At 61.4% G+C, this 15,122-nt stretch carries 17 protein-coding genes; 6 read left to right on the top strand and 11 right to left on the bottom strand.

What is annotated here, in order from left to right; translation table 11 throughout:
• Positions 1–1,660 (bottom strand): DUF6531 domain-containing protein (locus tag MA884_RS25030; protein ID WP_256233027.1); only part of this gene is annotated, 1,660 nt, incomplete at its 3' end.
• A 371-nt stretch (positions 1,661–2,031) separates the two neighbouring features.
• On the opposite strand from MA884_RS25030, the gene MA884_RS25025 reads away from it, so the two are divergent.
• Entirely contained in the window at positions 2,032–2,703 is a 672-nt protein-coding gene (locus tag MA884_RS25025) for a histidine phosphatase family protein (RefSeq protein ID WP_371134819.1), read from the top strand.
• Positions 2,704–2,831: 128 nt separating this feature from the next.
• Here the strand turns inward: MA884_RS25025 and mnmH are convergent, their stop codons facing one another.
• Both mnmH and selD read right to left on the bottom strand, forming a co-directional pair.
• Positions 2,832–3,935, bottom strand: a complete 1,104-nt coding sequence (gene mnmH, locus MA884_RS25020; RefSeq protein ID WP_256233025.1) for a tRNA 2-selenouridine(34) synthase MnmH — start codon at positions 3,933–3,935, stop codon at positions 2,832–2,834.
• Positions 3,935–4,969 carry a selenide, water dikinase SelD gene (selD, locus tag MA884_RS25015; protein ID WP_256233024.1) on the bottom strand — a complete coding sequence of 345 codons (1,035 nt, stop codon included), beginning with the start codon at positions 4,967–4,969 and terminating at the stop codon, positions 3,935–3,937. Before selD ends, mnmH begins: the two co-directional genes overlap by 1 nt.
• A gap of 139 nt (positions 4,970–5,108) precedes the next feature.
• Here selD and MA884_RS25010 point away from each other — a divergent pair, with 139 nt between their 5' ends.
• A complete protein-coding gene (locus MA884_RS25010) occupies positions 5,109–5,393 on the top strand; it encodes a hypothetical protein (protein ID WP_256233023.1) in 285 nt (94 codons plus the stop codon).
• A gap of 5 nt (positions 5,394–5,398) precedes the next feature.
• On the opposite strand, the gene MA884_RS25005 is transcribed toward MA884_RS25010, so the two are convergent.
• The gene (locus MA884_RS25005; RefSeq protein WP_139049622.1) at positions 5,399–5,851 is read right to left on the bottom strand and encodes a DMT family transporter; all 453 of its coding nucleotides are present in this window, start codon (positions 5,849–5,851) and stop codon (positions 5,399–5,401) included.
• 2 nt (positions 5,852–5,853) lie between these two features.
• Positions 5,854–6,348, bottom strand: a complete 495-nt coding sequence (locus MA884_RS25000; RefSeq protein WP_256233022.1) for a DMT family transporter — start codon at positions 6,346–6,348, stop codon at positions 5,854–5,856.
• 112 nt (positions 6,349–6,460) lie between these two features.
• On the opposite strand from MA884_RS25000, the gene MA884_RS24995 reads away from it, so the two are divergent.
• From MA884_RS24995 to MA884_RS24985, 3 genes are all read left to right on the top strand, one after another.
• Positions 6,461–7,393: a LysR family transcriptional regulator gene (locus MA884_RS24995; RefSeq protein WP_256233021.1), complete on the top strand. Its 933-nt coding sequence runs from the start codon at positions 6,461–6,463 to the stop codon at positions 7,391–7,393.
• 53 nt (positions 7,394–7,446) lie between these two features.
• Positions 7,447–8,232 carry a hypothetical protein gene (locus MA884_RS24990; RefSeq protein ID WP_256233020.1) on the top strand — a complete coding sequence of 262 codons (786 nt, stop codon included), beginning with the start codon at positions 7,447–7,449 and terminating at the stop codon, positions 8,230–8,232.
• Positions 8,233–8,302: 70 nt separating this feature from the next.
• On the top strand, positions 8,303–8,890 hold the full coding sequence (locus tag MA884_RS24985) for a hypothetical protein (protein ID WP_256233019.1): 588 nt from the start codon (positions 8,303–8,305) through the stop codon (positions 8,888–8,890).
• 214 nt (positions 8,891–9,104) lie between these two features.
• Here MA884_RS24985 and MA884_RS24980 read toward each other — a convergent pair whose 3' ends face one another.
• From MA884_RS24980 to MA884_RS24965, 4 genes are all read right to left on the bottom strand, one after another.
• Entirely contained in the window at positions 9,105–9,821 is a 717-nt protein-coding gene (locus MA884_RS24980) for an alpha/beta hydrolase (RefSeq protein WP_256233018.1), read from the bottom strand.
• Between the two features lie 64 nt (positions 9,822–9,885).
• On the bottom strand, positions 9,886–10,998 hold the full coding sequence (locus MA884_RS24975) for a M14 family metallopeptidase (RefSeq protein ID WP_256233017.1): 1,113 nt from the start codon (positions 10,996–10,998) through the stop codon (positions 9,886–9,888).
• 104 nt (positions 10,999–11,102) lie between these two features.
• On the bottom strand, positions 11,103–11,882 hold the full coding sequence (locus tag MA884_RS24970; protein WP_256233016.1) for an ABC transporter substrate-binding protein: 780 nt from the start codon (positions 11,880–11,882) through the stop codon (positions 11,103–11,105).
• A 262-nt stretch (positions 11,883–12,144) separates the two neighbouring features.
• Positions 12,145–12,579, bottom strand: a complete 435-nt coding sequence (locus tag MA884_RS24965) for a rhodanese-like domain-containing protein (RefSeq protein WP_256233015.1) — start codon at positions 12,577–12,579, stop codon at positions 12,145–12,147.
• 103 nt (positions 12,580–12,682) lie between these two features.
• Here MA884_RS24965 and ftrA point away from each other — a divergent pair, with 103 nt between their 5' ends.
• Positions 12,683–13,657, top strand: coding sequence for a transcriptional regulator FtrA (ftrA, locus tag MA884_RS24960; protein ID WP_256233014.1), 975 nt, complete (start codon positions 12,683–12,685; stop codon positions 13,655–13,657).
• Positions 13,658–13,690: 33 nt separating this feature from the next.
• Here the strand turns inward: ftrA and cobF are convergent, their stop codons facing one another.
• Entirely contained in the window at positions 13,691–14,446 is a 756-nt protein-coding gene (gene cobF, locus MA884_RS24955; RefSeq protein WP_256233013.1) for a precorrin-6A synthase (deacetylating), read from the bottom strand.
• A complete protein-coding gene (locus MA884_RS24950; RefSeq protein ID WP_256233012.1) occupies positions 14,443–15,021 on the bottom strand; it encodes a histidine phosphatase family protein in 579 nt (192 codons plus the stop codon). The genes cobF and MA884_RS24950 overlap by 4 nt, the downstream gene beginning before the upstream one ends.
• Positions 15,022–15,122: the final 101 nt, after the last annotated feature.

Here is a 15,122-nt window from a genome sequence, read left to right as displayed (position 1 = left end):
CTTCGCCGGGCTGGGCGATGATCAGTTCGTCCGGCTCGATCCCGAGGTAAATCGCCGCCCGGGCCAGGCTGTTGTGAATCGCCGGGCGCTGCTCGGTGGGCAGCGGAAACGTGGTACGGCGGTTTTCCTGGTCGATCCAGATGACCTGCTCGCCCTCAGGCAACAAACGATGCGCCAGGGCATGGCTCCAGCCACGGCCCAGGCCGACGTCCAGGTCCACCGCGCTGGTGCGGTACAAGCGGGTGAAGACGAAGGGCAAACGCCCGTCGAGGGTGCCGTCGTCCAGGGTCAGCAGTTCCTCGCCGGTGACCATCGACACCGGGCAGCCGCTGGTCTGGGTCAGGGCCGCGGTGTCGGTACTGTCGCCGTTGGGGTTTTTCGATTGGTTTGCGGCGTCGTCGTGGGGTTCGTATTCGCTCAGGCGTGTAGAAGGCTGGGATTTTTCCCGCGCCATGGCCGCCGGATTGCTCACGGACACTGGCGCAGAATTCTCAGGGGTAATGTGCAAAGGTCCGACAGGCGTCGGTTTTAACGGCGCACGCTGGCTGACCACCAACGGTTTGAGCACATCGGCATGTTGATTGAGCCGGTCGGGGGTGAGTTGGCCCAATCTCAGGCTCGACGCCAGCAACCACTCCCGGGCCCGCTCCGAGCGAACCCGACCCAGCACATTACCGCTCATGCGCAGACCCAGGCCCAGCCCCCCGGTCAAACGCATTAGCAGGAAGTTGATCAGCACCGAGGCGCGCAGCTCTCCGACAACTTCGGCCAGGTACTGAGGCGGCAACATCCGCAGCCAACTGGCGAACGCCGCCATGTGAACGAAGAGCAACGGCTCGTCGCTCAACACCATCAGTCCTTTGGCAATCGCCTCGGAAGACGCCTTCAGTAGCTGCTCAAGCTCGGCCTGGGTCAGGTACTCCAACAGCTTTTCGCTATTGGCCTGCAGATCGGCCAGCAGTTCGAAGACCTGTTTGACGTCGTCCCATAGCTGATGCAGGGCGTTTTTGAAACCGCGCCAATCGGCGTGCTGCAACACACCGTAGCGTTCGAGAAACCCGGCGTCGGTAAACTCCCTCCACTGCGGTTGAAACTGCTCCCACTCCGCTTTCAGCCAACCCTCAAGTTCGTCGATCACGCCGTGGTAGGACGCATACAACGCCTTGACGTGGTTCGCCGTCACATGGGGGAAAAAGGTGATGCGATAACGCTGGCCTCGCCAACAGTCGCGGACTTCCAGAATGCCGCTGGGGCCGATCACGTGATTAACCGGTTCGCCGAAGGTTTCCTTCCCCGGCTCGCCCCCGGTGACCGGCTCCAGCATCACCGGTGTGTCGCCAATCGGCACGAAGCGTGCCGCCTGAAACATGTGCACCAGTGTCAGCGGACCCTCCGCCGGACAAGCGACGACCGTGGCGCTGATGGGTTGATCAAGGTTCTTCGGCGCCGCCAGCGACACTTCGTTACCGACCTTGAATACCTGCTCGATATCCAACGCCCAGCCGGTCCAGAAGCTTTCAGCCCAGGCGTCGTAGTCGTTCAGGCAGTTTCGAAAGTCCTTGAGAACTGCTTCGATATCCGGCTGCTCGGGATCCATGGCCGCAATCACCAGCGAGCCGATGACGTTGCCCTGGGCAAGAATTTTTTCGTAGTCGGGCATGCAGGCAGCTCGCGGCTCAGGAGTGGGCGCGAGACTTTGCCGAGGACGACAGGGAAAATAAGTCAGAGAAAGAGACGGCAGGTGTAGGGCGATTCTTTAAATGCGGAACACAAATGAACGCGTCACGAAATTCACACCCCCCATTCTTAAATTCGCAACATCCTGTCGCTAACATTCGCCCTACCTCCTGGCAGGAGGCCTTACAGTGCATGGAATCGGTCGGTATCGAACCAAAGGGCGCCAGAAGACTCTGAGCAATGCCCCGAGAACTCGCAGCGGCGTAATGACAAGGAACACACCCGAAGCCAAAAGCTTCGTGGTGCCAGGGTTTGTCAGCCTGATTTGAGAGAGCCGAAGAACATTATTCGATGATGAACCCACTGAATGTTGCCAAACGCTTCAAACACCGCTCGTGGCTGGTATTGCCGACGCTCCTTGCAATGGGTGGCCTGGTGCTGTTGCTGGAACCCAGCATCAGCCGCGCCGAACCGGCCGACGGCATCCAGACCTTGGTGTTCCTGCGCCACGCAGAGAAACCCGCCGGCGGCCTGGGCCAGCTCAATTGCCAGGGGCTTAATCGCGCCATCGACCTGGCCACCCTGTTGCCGGAGAAATTCGGCAAGGCCGACTATGTGTTCGCGGCCAACCCGACCCGCAACGTCGAAGAGGGTGAACTGGACAACTCCTACAGCTATATTCGCCCGCTGATGACCATCAGCCCCAGTGCCATCAAACTCGGGCTGCCGGTTAACATCGAGTATTCAGCCAATGACACCAGTGACCTGGCTGACGAACTGCTGGACAACAAGTATCACAACTCGACCATCTACACGGCCTGGTCACACGGCTACCTGCCGGAGCTGATCAACGAGGTCGCCAGCGACGCGATGGGTAAGAAACAGACGATTACCGATGACTGGGAATCGGGGGATTTCGATTCGCTGTATGTGCTGACCCTGACCTGGCACAACGGCAAGGCCAGTCTCACCAGCCAGAACTACAAGCAAGGCCTGGATAACGGGCAGGAAACTTGTCCGACATAGGCTGCGGGCATTATTTTCGACGATACTTCCTCAATCACCGCCACTGATCCACCGCTATCGCGAGCGGGCTCGCTCCCACAGGGGATTGGCGGTGACCAGCCATAGTTGCTATGTCTGGAAAGAAGCGATCACCCTTTGCGGGCTGCTCGCTCACGCAGATACTCCAGCACTGCCAACTGCTCACCCGCGAACTCGATCCGCCCGCCCTTCTTCTCGCGCTGGAACACGTACATCGGGTCGTAGTATTCACGCAACAGGCCTTCGATCCAGCCGCGATGCAAGTCGACGGCGCCGCTGGTCGCCTGCTCGGCCAAGGCAGCTTCCATGATTTGGAGCAAACGTCGATGGCGGTCGCCACCCAGGCGTTTGTGGATGTTATTAAGGCTCCCCAGCAACCGTTCACAAAACAGCGAGAACCCTTCATCGCCATGTAGAGCGATAAATTCGCCGCTCAGGTTGATGACGTAATCACTCAGGATCCGCTCGACCCGCCGTTCCACGCTGTCTTCAAGCCAGACCATCGGAACCTGTTGCATGCGCTGGTACAAAGGCAGTGGCAAGGCGCAGCTGCCGACCATGCGGCTTTCATCTTCCAGCACGAACTGTTCAATACCAGCGGCACGCTTTTGCAGCACATCCACGGCCAGCAGGTTCTCGAAATCGATATTGGAAGGCTGCCCGGTGGCGCGTTTGCCGAAGCTCGAACCGCGATGGTTGGCGTAGCCTTCCAGGTCCAGGCTGTTACTCAACTGAGTCAGCACTTCTGTCTTGCCGGTGCCGGTCATGCCGCCCAGCAATACCAGGTCGCATTGGGCAACCGCCTGCTCGACGGTGTCCAGCAAGAATGTACGCATGGCCTTGTAGCCACCGCCGACCCTGGGATAGTCGATGCCCGCCTCGTCCTTGAGCCACTGCTGGACGATCTGTGAACGCAAGCCGCCCCGAAAGCAATACAACACACCGTCAGGATGGGCCGTTGCGAACTCGGCCCAGGCCTGGATACGTTGCGCCTTGGTGTCGCCGGACACCAGTTGATGCCCCAGGACAATGGCCGCCTGCTGTCCCTGCTGCTTGTAGCAAGTGCCGACCCGTTGCCGTTCGATGTCGGTCATCAACGGCAGATTGACCACGCCGGGGAATGCGCCCTTGAGAAATTCGACGGGTGCGCGGGTGTCCATCATCGGTCGGTCGTTGAGAAAAATGTCGCGGTAATCGGTGATGTCGTTGGCCATCAAGACACCTCGACCGCGTAGGTCTGTCGCTCGACCAGTTCACCGATCGGCTCCAGTGCAAACCCCAGTTCGGCGGCAACCGCCAGAAACGCTTCGTTGCCCTCGGGCGTGACAGCGATCAGCAGACCACCGCTGGTCTGCGGGTCACACAGCACTCGCTTGTGCAGTTCCTGCACGCGCCCGACCTTGCTGGCGTAGCTGTCGTAGTTGCGCAGCGTACCGCCCGGTACGCAGCCCTGGTCAAGGTAATACTCGACGCCCGGCAGACGCGGCACCGCGTCGTAGCGGATACGTGCCGTCACCTGGCTGCCATCGGCCATTTCCACCAAATGCCCGAGCAGGCCGAAACCGGTGACGTCGGTCATCGCCGCCACGCCGTCGAGCTTGCCGAAGCGGCTGCCCGGTTTGTTGAGGGTGCACATCCAGTCGCGGGCCAGGCCAACATCGGCGGCGCGCAGCTTGCCTTTCTTTTCCGCAGTGGTGAGGATGCCGATGCCCAAGGGCTTGGTCAGGTACAGGCGGCAACCAGCGGTGGCGGTGTCGTTGCGCTTCATATGGCGCTTTTGCACCAGGCCTGTGACCGCCAGGCCGAAAATCGGCTCGGGTGCGTCGATCGAATGGCCGCCCGCCAGGGGAATACCCGCCTCGTCACAGATGGAACGACCGCCGCGAATCACCTCGCGAGCGATTTCCGGGGCCAGTACGTTGACCGGCCAGCCGAGAATCGCAATCGCCATCAACGGATCACCGCCCATGGCGTAGATGTCGCTGATGGCATTGGTGGCGGCGATGCGACCGAAATCAAAAGGATCGTCGACAATCGGCATGAAGAAATCGGTGGTAGAGACCACCCCGCGCTCCTCGTCGATGGCGTATACCGCGGCGTCGTCTCGGGAGGCATTGCCAACCCACAACTTGGGGTCAAGGTTCTGCGCACCGCTGCCGGCCAGGATCACTTCCAGCACCTGTGGCGAAATCTTGCAGCCGCAACCGGCGCCGTGGCTGTACTGGGTCAGGCGAATCGGCTCGCTCATGGGCATACCTCTCGTAAGTCAAGGTGGGCGATTCTAGCAGCAACGCCGCCGGTTCAGTGCCGGCGCGAACCCATTGAATTTTCCCCCGCCAGAGGAATCACTAGAAGACCCGCCGAGCACTCATCTCAGGAGACCGCTGATGTCCCTCGCCCCTGCTGCCGACGACGGCACCCACATTGATTACGGCCTCGACACGCTGTTTGGTCACCAGACCAAAGGCATTGACTGCCAGTACGATGTCCAACGCCTCGACGACGGTGAACCGCCGTGGTTCGCGCTGCACGTACAACCACCGCTGCCGGACGATCTGGAAAAGGCCCAGATCGTGGTGTTCAGTGCCGAAGGCCGGCGCAAGAGCGGCATTGTCCGGCTTGCCAAGCGTTTGGACGATGGCAGCCTGCGACTGGAAGTCGAGCCCGACTGACGTTCTCAGGCCTGCCGTGCACTGCTGCGATACATGAACACCAGCGCCAGTGCCAGGCAGGCCATTGCCAGCACCCGGCTCCCGGACAACTCAATAGCGGGGTTGCCCAACCAGCCGAAGTTGTCGATCAGCATGCCCATGGCCAACTGCCCGAGGATCACCGCCACGGTCGCCACGGCGGTGCCGACCCTTGGCACCGCGCCGACCATGACCATCATGTACACCACGCCAAACAAGGCACCGCCAAGTTGCCATTTCGGCACGTCCAGCAGGCTGACGGCGTGGGCGGGTTCAAAAAACACGATCAGTAACCCGGTGACCACCGTGCCCACGACAAATGTCAGCAGACTGCTGCGCAGCACACCGACCGTCTGGCCCAGGCGACCGTTGATGGCCGCCTGCACACTCAACACCGCACCGGCAACAACGACCAGCAGCAATAGCAAAAACAGATTCATATTCAACCTCGGGCAATCAGGACAAGGGCTACGACGATCAGCGCCAGGGCGAGCCAGCGCTCGCCGTTAACCGGCTTGCGGGTTGCACCGAACCAGCCGAAATGGTCGATCAGCACGCTTTTGCCCACTTGCCCGGAAAGGATCGCGACCATGGTCATGGCAATGCCGATGTGGGGCGTGGCAAGCGTCAGCACCACCACGTAGATCGGCCCCAGGAAACCGCCGATCAATTGCCAGCGCGGCAACTCATTCACGGCGGGGCCTTGTTGCGGGCCACTGAGCAGCACCAGCAGAAACAGAATCGCCGAACCGACGCCGAAAATGCTCAGGGTTGCCCAGAGATGCCCCACTTGAACCCCCAGCGGCCCCAGCAGACCGGCCTCTACCGACAGGCCCATGCCGGCCAGAATCACCAGGGGCAGCAACAGCCAGCGCAAAAGCGCGCGTGGTTTGGAGGCAGCCGCCGGCGCGGCGGCGTTGAGTGAAGACGCTTGCATGATCAGAACCTGTGATGAAGAACAATGAGCGGGATTATCGGCTGGCTCAGCTGTGCGATAAATGGGAGCATCCCGACAACACTTTTGCGTAACTCGCACAGCGGAGCAGCCCATGCACGGTCTCAACGAACTCGGCTTCAAGGCCCTGCGATTGTTTGTCGCCGTGCTCGACCACGGCAGTTTCTCGGAGGTGGCCCGGCGCGAAGGCCTGGCGCCGTCGTCGATTTCCCGGCAAGTCCAATTGATGGAACAGGCGCTCAACCAGCAGTTGCTGTATCGACACACCCGCGCCGTTTCGCCCACCGAAGCCGGCCGCCTGCTGGGCCATCATGCACGTCTGTTGCTGGTGCAACTGGAAGAGGCCGAACAGGCGCTGCAGGAGCAACACAGTGAACCGGCAGGATTGGTGCGGATCAACGCCCCGGTGGTGTTCGGCCAGCGCCATCTGACGCCGTGGCTAGGGTCATTGTGTGAACGCTACCCCCGGCTGCAACTGGACATCCAGCAAACCGATAGCTATGTCGACCCATTGCAGGAAGGCGCTGACTTGCTGTTTCGCATCGGCCCGCTGCACGATTCAGGCATGCAGGCGCGAATCCTCGCCCCCCACCGCTTTCAGATCGCCGCCAGCCCCGCTTACCTGGCACGCCGCGGAACGCCGCTCAAACCCCAGGATCTGGCGAACCATCAGTGCCTGGCCTACAAAGGCGTGGCCGGCCAGCAGCGCTGGTTTTTCCGCCGTCCGGGTCAGGCCTGGACGCCCTACAACGTCAAAGGCCCGATCACCGGCAACCACGCCGACACCCTGACCCAGGCGGCCGAACAAGGCCTGGGACTGGTGATGTTTCCGTCGTGGCTGATCGGTGAAGCCGTGCGCAACGGCACCCTGGTGCCGGTATTGCGCGACTACGAAGCCTCCAACAGCCTTGAACCCCAGCAGATCGCCATCCTCTGGCCAGGCAGCCGACGCCTGTCGGTAAAAGTGCGCACCGTGATCGACTTCTTTCTGGAGTGTTTTGGCGAAGTGCCTTACTGGGATCGCTGAAACTGCAAGGTCGGTGCTAACGTGTCGGCCTGACGCCTGACAAGGATAACCCCGTGCTGCTGCTCAAATTATTGGTGATCCCCGCTTTCCTGCTGTTGATTTCCCTGGCGGGCCGGCGTTGGGGGCCGAGCGTGGCCGGTTGGCTGTCGGGGTTGCCGGTGGTGGTGGGTCCGATTCTGTTGTTCCTGGCCCTGGAACAGGGCGAGGCGTTTGCCGCTCAGTCGGCGACAGCGGCGCTGTCGGCCATGTTCGCAATGATTGCATTTTGTGTAGTGTACGCCCGGGTCGCCCAGCATCGTGACTGGCCTTGGGCGCTGTGTATCGCGTTGGGCGTCTGGGCGCTGGTGGCGATGGTTCTGTCCTGGTTGCCGGCGTCGCTGCCGCTGTCGAGCGTGATCGCCATTGTTGCGTTGCTGGCCGCGCCTTATCTGTTCCCGACGGTTCGACCGGTGATGACCGGCCCGGCGCCAAAATCCGACAAACTGCTGCTGCGCATGGTCGCCGGCGCGCTGTTGACCCTGGCGGTGACGCTGCTGGCCAGCACCGTGGGGGAACGCTGGAGCGGGCTATTGGCGGTGTTCCCGGTGCTGGGCAGTGTCATGGCGGTGTTCTCCCAGCAAACCCGGGGCGCGGCCTTCACCGCCGCGTTGCTGCGGGCCACGGCCACCGGCATGTATTGCTTCACCGCGTTCTGCCTGACCCTGGCCCTCACCTTGCCGGCTCTCGGCATGCCGGCCTTTGTCGTGAGTGTCGCGGTGTCAGTGGTCATGCTGCTGGTGACCCGCCGCTTGCTGGTGCGCGCCTCTGCCCCGCGCGCAAATGATGTGGCGCACTCGTGACCGACGCTGGAGCCGGTGGGACGCCCATGGGATGATCGCTCTCAAGCACGCCCCTCTGTGGAGAGTTTCAATGTCATTGTTAAGTAAACGAGCCGCCGCCCTGGTGCTGACGGCCATTGCCAGTCTGCTGGTGATGCCTGCTTATGCCGCCCAGCCAAAAACCGCCGGCGCAGCCCCGGCACAAAAGGTTTCCCTGTTGGGTGGCAAGTTCAACTTCACCTTGCCCAAGGGGTTCACAGCGACGCCGCTTCCGGCCGGCGACGCCGCCCAGGGCACGGCTGGGACGAAGGCGACGATGTACAGCAATGCCAGCAGCAAAACCGTGGTGATCACGGCTGAAAACGCCATCATCGATGGCTCGAATGTGAAGGACGACGACAGCACGTTCCTCGATACCACCATGGCCGACTTCGCCGTTCAGAAAACCAAGGCCCTGCCGGACGCCAGGATCCTGAGCGAGAAAAGCCTGACCCAAAAAGGCACCGGCCTGGGTCTGCGTCAGCTCGATACGACGGCGACCCAAGGCGGTGGGCCGACCCTCGATACAACGTTGCTGGGCGCTTCCGGCACGCGTATGGCAGTGGTACAGATCATTTCCCGGGCCCGCGACAAGGCCGGGCATGAGGCGCTGGTGAAGCAGATCGTCGCGGGTCAGTGACTTGATGGACCGGGTTGTTTTCATCGCGAGCAGGCTCGCTCCCACAGAGGTTCTGGGGCGACATGACTCTTTATATCCAACCCGCAATTCATCGCGAGCAAGCTTTGTTCCCACAGGACTGGTGACAAATACGGCGTCTGCGAGCATCCCGGAAAAATGTACCAGCGAGCCTGCTCGCGATGGCGGCGGCACACTCAACACCTCCGTCACTGAATCAGGGATTAAGCCGCTCCAGCCAGGCCCGCAGATCCCGCACCTGCATGGTACTGACGCTGTGGCCAACCCCCGGATAGGCATGAAACTCGGGCTCCAGGGCCAGGGTCTTGAGGAAGCTGTTCGCCTCGGTGCCGTCATGGTAAGGGATCACCGAGTCCGCCGTGCCATGACCGATGAACACCGCCAGGGTCCGGCGCGACTCGTCGGGAGTCAGTTCGGCCCGCAACACCGACAGCACCCGCCCGCCCAGCGCGGCAATGCCGCCGACAGCCTCGGGATGTCGCAAGGCGACTTCGTAACTCATCATCGCGCCCTGGCTGAAACCGACCAGGTATACGTTGCTCGCATCGGTCGGGTACTTGACCCGGGCCTTCTCGATGAAATCCAGCAGCATCTGGCCGCTGGCCCTCAGGTCCGCCGTGTCACCGTCGTAGGCACCCTCGCCCTTCTTGGCAAACCATTGATATTGGCCCCGCTCCACGGTCTTGGGCGCCCGTACCGATAGGTAGTTGTAGTGACTGGGCAACTCATCCTTGAGGTCGAACAGGTCTTGTTCGCTGCCGCCGGAGCCATGCAGGAAAATCACCAGCGGCCGGTTTCTGGCCTGCTCATCGGCGTGGGCCAGGTAGTCGAGGGGCAAATCGGTATGCAGCGCAGGCTGAGCCTGCAAACCGCAAGACACTACCAACAGCAACAGGGCGAACGCTTTGAACATCAGTCTTCCTCCATCATTCGACAGCCGCACGGCAACGAGCGTGCGCTGAGGTAGACAGCAGTTATCAGTCGTTGATCAATTTCCCCGTGCGAATCGGCTCTCGCCCGGCCACTTTCGCCTGCCAGATTCCAGGCTGGGTATAGCGCCCACGGTCCAGGGCAAACAACACCCCGCTGGTACCGGCTCGTACCGTGGTGACCCGATCGTTCAATGGATCGACCACTTCGAACAACGGATCGCCCTGCTGCACCCACTCACCGGCCTCGCGCAGGAAGCTCACCACCCCATGGTGCGGCGCGAACAGGTACTCAGTGCCTTCGAACGGAAAACCCTCACAACATTGTGCGGGCGCGGGCGGCCAGTCACCACCGATGAACCCCTGCTCGGCCAGGAACCCGAGAATGGCTTCGCAATTGGCCTGGGCCTGATCCACTCGGGTGTCGCCCATGCTGCCCAGCTCCAGCGTGGTCGCCAGATTGGCCGGCGGGATCGCGGCCTCGGGGAAGGCCTTGGCCAGGCGCAACCAGGGCGAGGAACAGGACTCGTCGAACGAACTGCCGCCAGAGTCTTCGCACAGCAACGCCACTCCTGCCTTCAGCCGCGCGGCCAGGGAGCGCCACTGCGGCCAGTGTTGCGGCAAGGCGTACAAGTGAATCGCCGCCTCGAAGTCGCAATGCAGGTCCAGGGTGACATCGGCGTCGCAGGCATGGCGCAACAGCAGCCGATGCAGGGCTTGGAGTTGTGAAGGCGGCGCCGGCAAATCATCCAGCACCTGAGCCATGGTCTGGCGGATCAGCGTGATATTGGCGGCCGGGTCGTCACCCAGTCGATCACCGATGCGTTGTGCCACCGGAGCGCTGAGTTCCACGAAAGACCGATTGAAGTTCTTGCCGCTGCCCAGTTCGAAACGCCCCAGGTGAGCGCTCTGCACATGCTGGTCCAGGCCGATGGGGTTGGCCACGGGCACCAGTTCGATCACGCCGTTGAGCAAGCCTTGGGTCTCAAGCTCGTTGAGTCGTTGTTTCAGCTCCCATGCCGTGCGCATGCCGGGCAGTTCATCGGCGTGCAGGCTGGCCTGGATATAGGCCTTGCGTGGGCCGTGGCCATAACGAAACACACTGAGCCGGCGCTCGCTGCCCAGATGGCTCCATGGCAGGGTATGGTCGATGCGTTGCATGAGGTACTCCCAATGACGGTATTTCGACGGGTGCCGGGTTAAAACACTCGCCCATGAAAAAGGTGGCCGACCGGGTCAACGGCGGGCCACCTTGGTTTCAGCGATTAATGCCCGTAGACATCAAAAGCGAAGTATTTATCCTGCACTTTCTTGTACGTACCATTGGCGCGGATTTGCGTGATGGCGTCGTTGAATTTCTCGGCCAGGGCCTTATCACCCTTGCGCACCGCAATGCCGGCGCCGCCACCGAAGTACTTCGCATCTTCATAGGTCGGGCCCACGAAGGCAAAGCCCTTGCCAGCGTCGGTTTTCAGGAAGCCATCGTCGAGGTTGACCGAGTCGGCGAGCATGGCGTCGAGACGACCGGCGACCATGTCCAGGTTGGCTTCCTGCTGGGAACTGTAGCGCACCAGATTGATGCCGGCGGGCACCAGCACCTCGGTGGCGAAACGGTCGTGGGTACTGGCGCGCAGTACACCGACTTTCTTGCCCTTGAGTTCGGTCAGCGGGTCCTTGACGTCGCCGCCTTCCTTCATCACAAAACGCGCCGGGGTGTGGTAGTACTTGATGCTGAAGTCGACGTTCTTCTTACGGTCGTCGGTGATGGTCATGGACGACAGGATCGCGTCGATTTTCTTCACTTTCAGCGCCGGGATCAGGCCGTCAAATTCCTGCTCGACCCAAGTGCACTTGACCTTCATCTGCTCACACAGCGCATCGCCGATATCAACATCGAAACCCGTCAGCTTGCCGTCCGGGGTTTTCATCGAGAAAGGCGGGTAACCGGCTTCGATTCCGAGGCGGATCGGCTTGGCGTCTTCGGCCACGGCCGACAAGGACAACACGGACAGTGCCAGGGCACCGAACATTATTAGCTTCTTCATTTTTGCTCCTGAGTGCGCAGGGTTTTTATTAGCAGGTTATTGGCAGATTTCTTAGGCAGCGTTCGGTCAGTAAAAACCGAAGTGGCCGGCAGTCTAGGGGGGCACTCAGGCGGCGAATTGTGTTGAGGCGACAAATATTTATAAAAACAGCCAGGTATGGCGGGTGATCACGGGGTTTGCGAAAATCCTGACAGCTACAAAGGATGTGGCGAGAGGACGATCCCCCTCTCCACAGGAATTGCATCCCACCTGCTGGGGAGGGTCAGCAGTCGCAGCCGATAACCTTGTCCGCCACCCGCTCCACTGCGCCAGTCAGACGAAAGCCTTCATCGAGCCAACCCATGACACCGCCGATCATTTCCTTGACCGGATAACCCAGGGTCGCCAGACGCACTGCCGCCTTGTTCGCGCCGTTGCAATGCGGGCCTGCGCAATAGACCACAAACAGGGCGGTCTTGGGATAAGCCGCCAGCGCCTGGGCGGTGAGCGACCGGGTTGGCAGGTTGATCGCCCCAGGCACATGCCCGCGCTCGAAAGCCAGTGGCCCGCGCACATCCACCAGCACGAAATCGACTTCTCCAGCCTGTTGGCTGGCATGAACGTCGGAGCAATCAGTTTCGAACGTCAGACGCCGGCTGAAATGCTGCAGGGCGATGTCGGACGGGGCAGCAGGAACTTCGCGAACCAGGCTGGTCATCGATGGGGACTCCAAAGTTGGATGATGGCGAAAGCAGACTTTATCCGCCCAGTGCTTACCGCTACAGTGGCGCATACGACACTCTGTGGGAATTTTCCGCCATATGCAGCCCAACCCCGGTCTGGTCGCCATCCTCGCCTATGATGGCCTGTGCACCTTCGAATTCGGCATTGCCATCGAGATATTCGGCCTTGCCCGACCTGAATTCGATTTCCCTTGGTACAAACACCGGATCGTTGCCGTCGATGACGGCCCGATGCGTGCCATGGGCGGCTTCCAGATCCTGGCCGATGGCGGCATGGAATTACTGCAAACGGCGCGAACCATCGTGGTGCCCGGCTGGCACAGTCGCGACGAACCACCACCGCAGGCATTGCTTGAGGCACTGCGCTGCGCCCATGCCCGAGGCGCCCGCCTGCTCTCGATCTGCTCCGGGGCGTTCGTGCTGGCCGCCGCTGGATTGCTCGATGGGCTGGGCGCTACCACCCACTGGCGCTACACCGACGAACTGGCCAAGAGTTTTCCCGCCATCCTGGTAGACCCGGATGTGCTGTACGTGGATTCGGGGCAAGTCATTACCTCGGCCGGCAGCGCGGCGGGCATTGATGCCTGCCTGCATTTGGTGGCGCGGGATTTCGGCACTCAGGTTGCCAACGCCGTGGCGCGGCGACTGGTGATGTCACCACAGCGCACGGGCGGCCAGGCCCAGTTCATTCCTTCGCCGGTCAGCCGCACGCCACGCAGCGATTTGTCCGGTGTCATGCACTGGGCCCGCGAACGCTTGCACGAACCGCTCGGTGTGCGCGAGCTGGCCAGTCAGGCGGCCATGAGCGAACGAACCTTCCTGCGGCACTTCACCCAGGCCTGCGGCCTGTCGCCCAAGGCCTGGATGCAACATGAGCGCCTGGCCCGGGCTCGCGAGCTGCTGGAAAGCACCGAAAACAACACCGACAACATCGCCCAGTTGTGCGGCTACCGCTCGGTGGAAAGCTTTCGCGTGGCATTTCGCAGCGTGGTGGGGCTGGCGCCGTCGGTGTACCGGGAGCGGTTTGGACGTGGGGCGAAGGCGGTCAGCTGACAGGGGAACTGTCGAACATTGGGGTTTGAGGTATCAGGGTTTGCGCAACAAATAAGTATCCATGATCCACCCGTTAGCCTGCCGTGCGGCCTTGCGGGTGCGTTCGATGCCTTCGGCCACCTCCTCCAGCCGACCGGCGATCAGGATCTGATCCGGTGTGCCCACATAGGCTCCCCAGTAGATGTGCGTATCAGGATCGGACACCTGGCGATATGCATCTTCGGCATCGAGCATCACCACCACGCTTGCCGAGTCACCGACCTGCCCCGCCGCCAGCCGGCGTCCCGTGGTGATTTCCAGCGAACCGCCAATACTGTTCAACGGCACTTTGTGTTGCGCCGCCAGGGCCTGGACGCTGGTGATGCCGGGGATTACCTCGAATTCGAAGGCGCAGCGGCCCGCGTCGAGAATCGACTGCAAGATACGCACTGTGCTGTCGTATAACGACGGATCGCCCCAGACCAGAAAACCACCGCACTGCCCGTCAGACAGTTCTTCATCGATCAACCGCTCGAAGGTAGCCTGCTTCGCACGGTTCAGATCTTCGACGCTGGCAGCGTAGTCCACGTCGCCGCGTTCTCTCTCGGGGCTGTAGGCTTCGACGAAACGGTACGTACGATCAACGATGTAGCGTTGGCAGATTTCCCGCCGCAGATCCAATAACGTCTGCTTGGCAGGCCCCTTGTCCATGAGAAAGAACACATCCATCCGATTCAAGGCTTTCACCGCCTGCATCGTCAGGTAATCCGGATCGCCAGCGCCGATGCCGATGACTGATAGCTTTTTCATTCGAGTGACTCCTGGCCGCGACCCTGGGTGCGCATCCGCCACACCCCGTTGAAACGCAACTCGACGGTGGACAGCGGTTCGATGTCGATCCGGTTGAAGGTGGCTGCCGGACAGCGCAATACCGTCACCAGGGCCGCGCGGATCACGAATGGATGGGTGACGGCCAGCAGATGCCCCGGCCTACCTTCCAGGCCAGCCAGCCAGGCCCCGACACGATGACACAATTGAGTGACGGATTCGCCGCCATGGGGAGCGGCATCGGGGTCGTCGAGCCAGGTTTGCAGTGATTTCGGTTCAGCCTTGAGCAACTCGTCAATGGACAATCCACGCCAGCGACCAAGATCGCAGTCGGCCAGGTCAGCCACCACCAGGGGCTCATCGCCGAACATAGCGGCGGTCTGCCGGGTGCGCAACTCCGGCCCACAGAGCAGTTGTCGAACATTTTGGTAGCCGTGACCGGGCTCCGGATGCCTGGCCAGCCAGTCGGCGTCCAGCGGTTCATCCAGGCCGAAACGCGCCTGTTTCTGGGCGACGGTGCGGGCATGGCACATCAGGGTCAGGCGAGTGGCTTGCACACGGAGTACTCAGGCAATCGAACGGGTTTCATGGAGACGATATTCAAGCTTTTTCTTGTACAGCACCTTATATGAAATCAAATAACTGAGACAAAAAGGCG

The organism is Pseudomonas sp. Q11 (assembly GCF_024494355.1).
GTDB classification, from domain to species: domain Bacteria; phylum Pseudomonadota; class Gammaproteobacteria; order Pseudomonadales; family Pseudomonadaceae; genus Aquipseudomonas; species Aquipseudomonas hefeiensis.
The sequence above is the reverse complement of the archived record's forward strand: the minus strand, read 5'-3'. Positions and strand labels throughout refer to the sequence as shown.

What these genes read in the sequence shown, in the direction of transcription:
- cobF (WP_256233013.1), bottom strand. Translation starts at nt 14,446, where the DNA reads ATGAAAAAGCTATCAGTCATCGGCATCGGCGCTGGCGATCCGGATTAC.
- MA884_RS24970 (WP_256233016.1), bottom strand. Translation starts at nt 11,882, where the DNA reads ATGAAGAAGCTAATAATGTTCGGTGCCCTGGCACTGTCCGTGTTGTCC.
- MA884_RS25025 (WP_371134819.1), top strand. Translation starts at nt 2,032, where the DNA reads ATGAACCCACTGAATGTTGCCAAACGCTTCAAACACCGCTCGTGGCTG.
- MA884_RS25000 (WP_256233022.1), bottom strand. Translation starts at nt 6,348, where the DNA reads ATGCAAGCGTCTTCACTCAACGCCGCCGCGCCGGCGGCTGCCTCCAAA.
- MA884_RS24985 (WP_256233019.1), top strand. Translation starts at nt 8,303, where the DNA reads ATGTCATTGTTAAGTAAACGAGCCGCCGCCCTGGTGCTGACGGCCATT.
- MA884_RS25010 (WP_256233023.1), top strand. Translation starts at nt 5,109, where the DNA reads ATGTCCCTCGCCCCTGCTGCCGACGACGGCACCCACATTGATTACGGC.
- MA884_RS24965 (WP_256233015.1), bottom strand. Translation starts at nt 12,579, where the DNA reads ATGACCAGCCTGGTTCGCGAAGTTCCTGCTGCCCCGTCCGACATCGCC.
- MA884_RS24980 (WP_256233018.1), bottom strand. Translation starts at nt 9,821, where the DNA reads ATGTTCAAAGCGTTCGCCCTGTTGCTGTTGGTAGTGTCTTGCGGTTTG.
- MA884_RS24995 (WP_256233021.1), top strand. Translation starts at nt 6,461, where the DNA reads ATGCACGGTCTCAACGAACTCGGCTTCAAGGCCCTGCGATTGTTTGTC.
- MA884_RS25005 (WP_139049622.1), bottom strand. Translation starts at nt 5,851, where the DNA reads ATGAATCTGTTTTTGCTATTGCTGCTGGTCGTTGTTGCCGGTGCGGTG.
- ftrA (WP_256233014.1), top strand. Translation starts at nt 12,683, where the DNA reads ATGCAGCCCAACCCCGGTCTGGTCGCCATCCTCGCCTATGATGGCCTG.
- mnmH (WP_256233025.1), bottom strand. Translation starts at nt 3,935, where the DNA reads ATGGCCAACGACATCACCGATTACCGCGACATTTTTCTCAACGACCGA.
- MA884_RS24975 (WP_256233017.1), bottom strand. Translation starts at nt 10,998, where the DNA reads ATGCAACGCATCGACCATACCCTGCCATGGAGCCATCTGGGCAGCGAG.
- selD (WP_256233024.1), bottom strand. Translation starts at nt 4,969, where the DNA reads ATGAGCGAGCCGATTCGCCTGACCCAGTACAGCCACGGCGCCGGTTGC.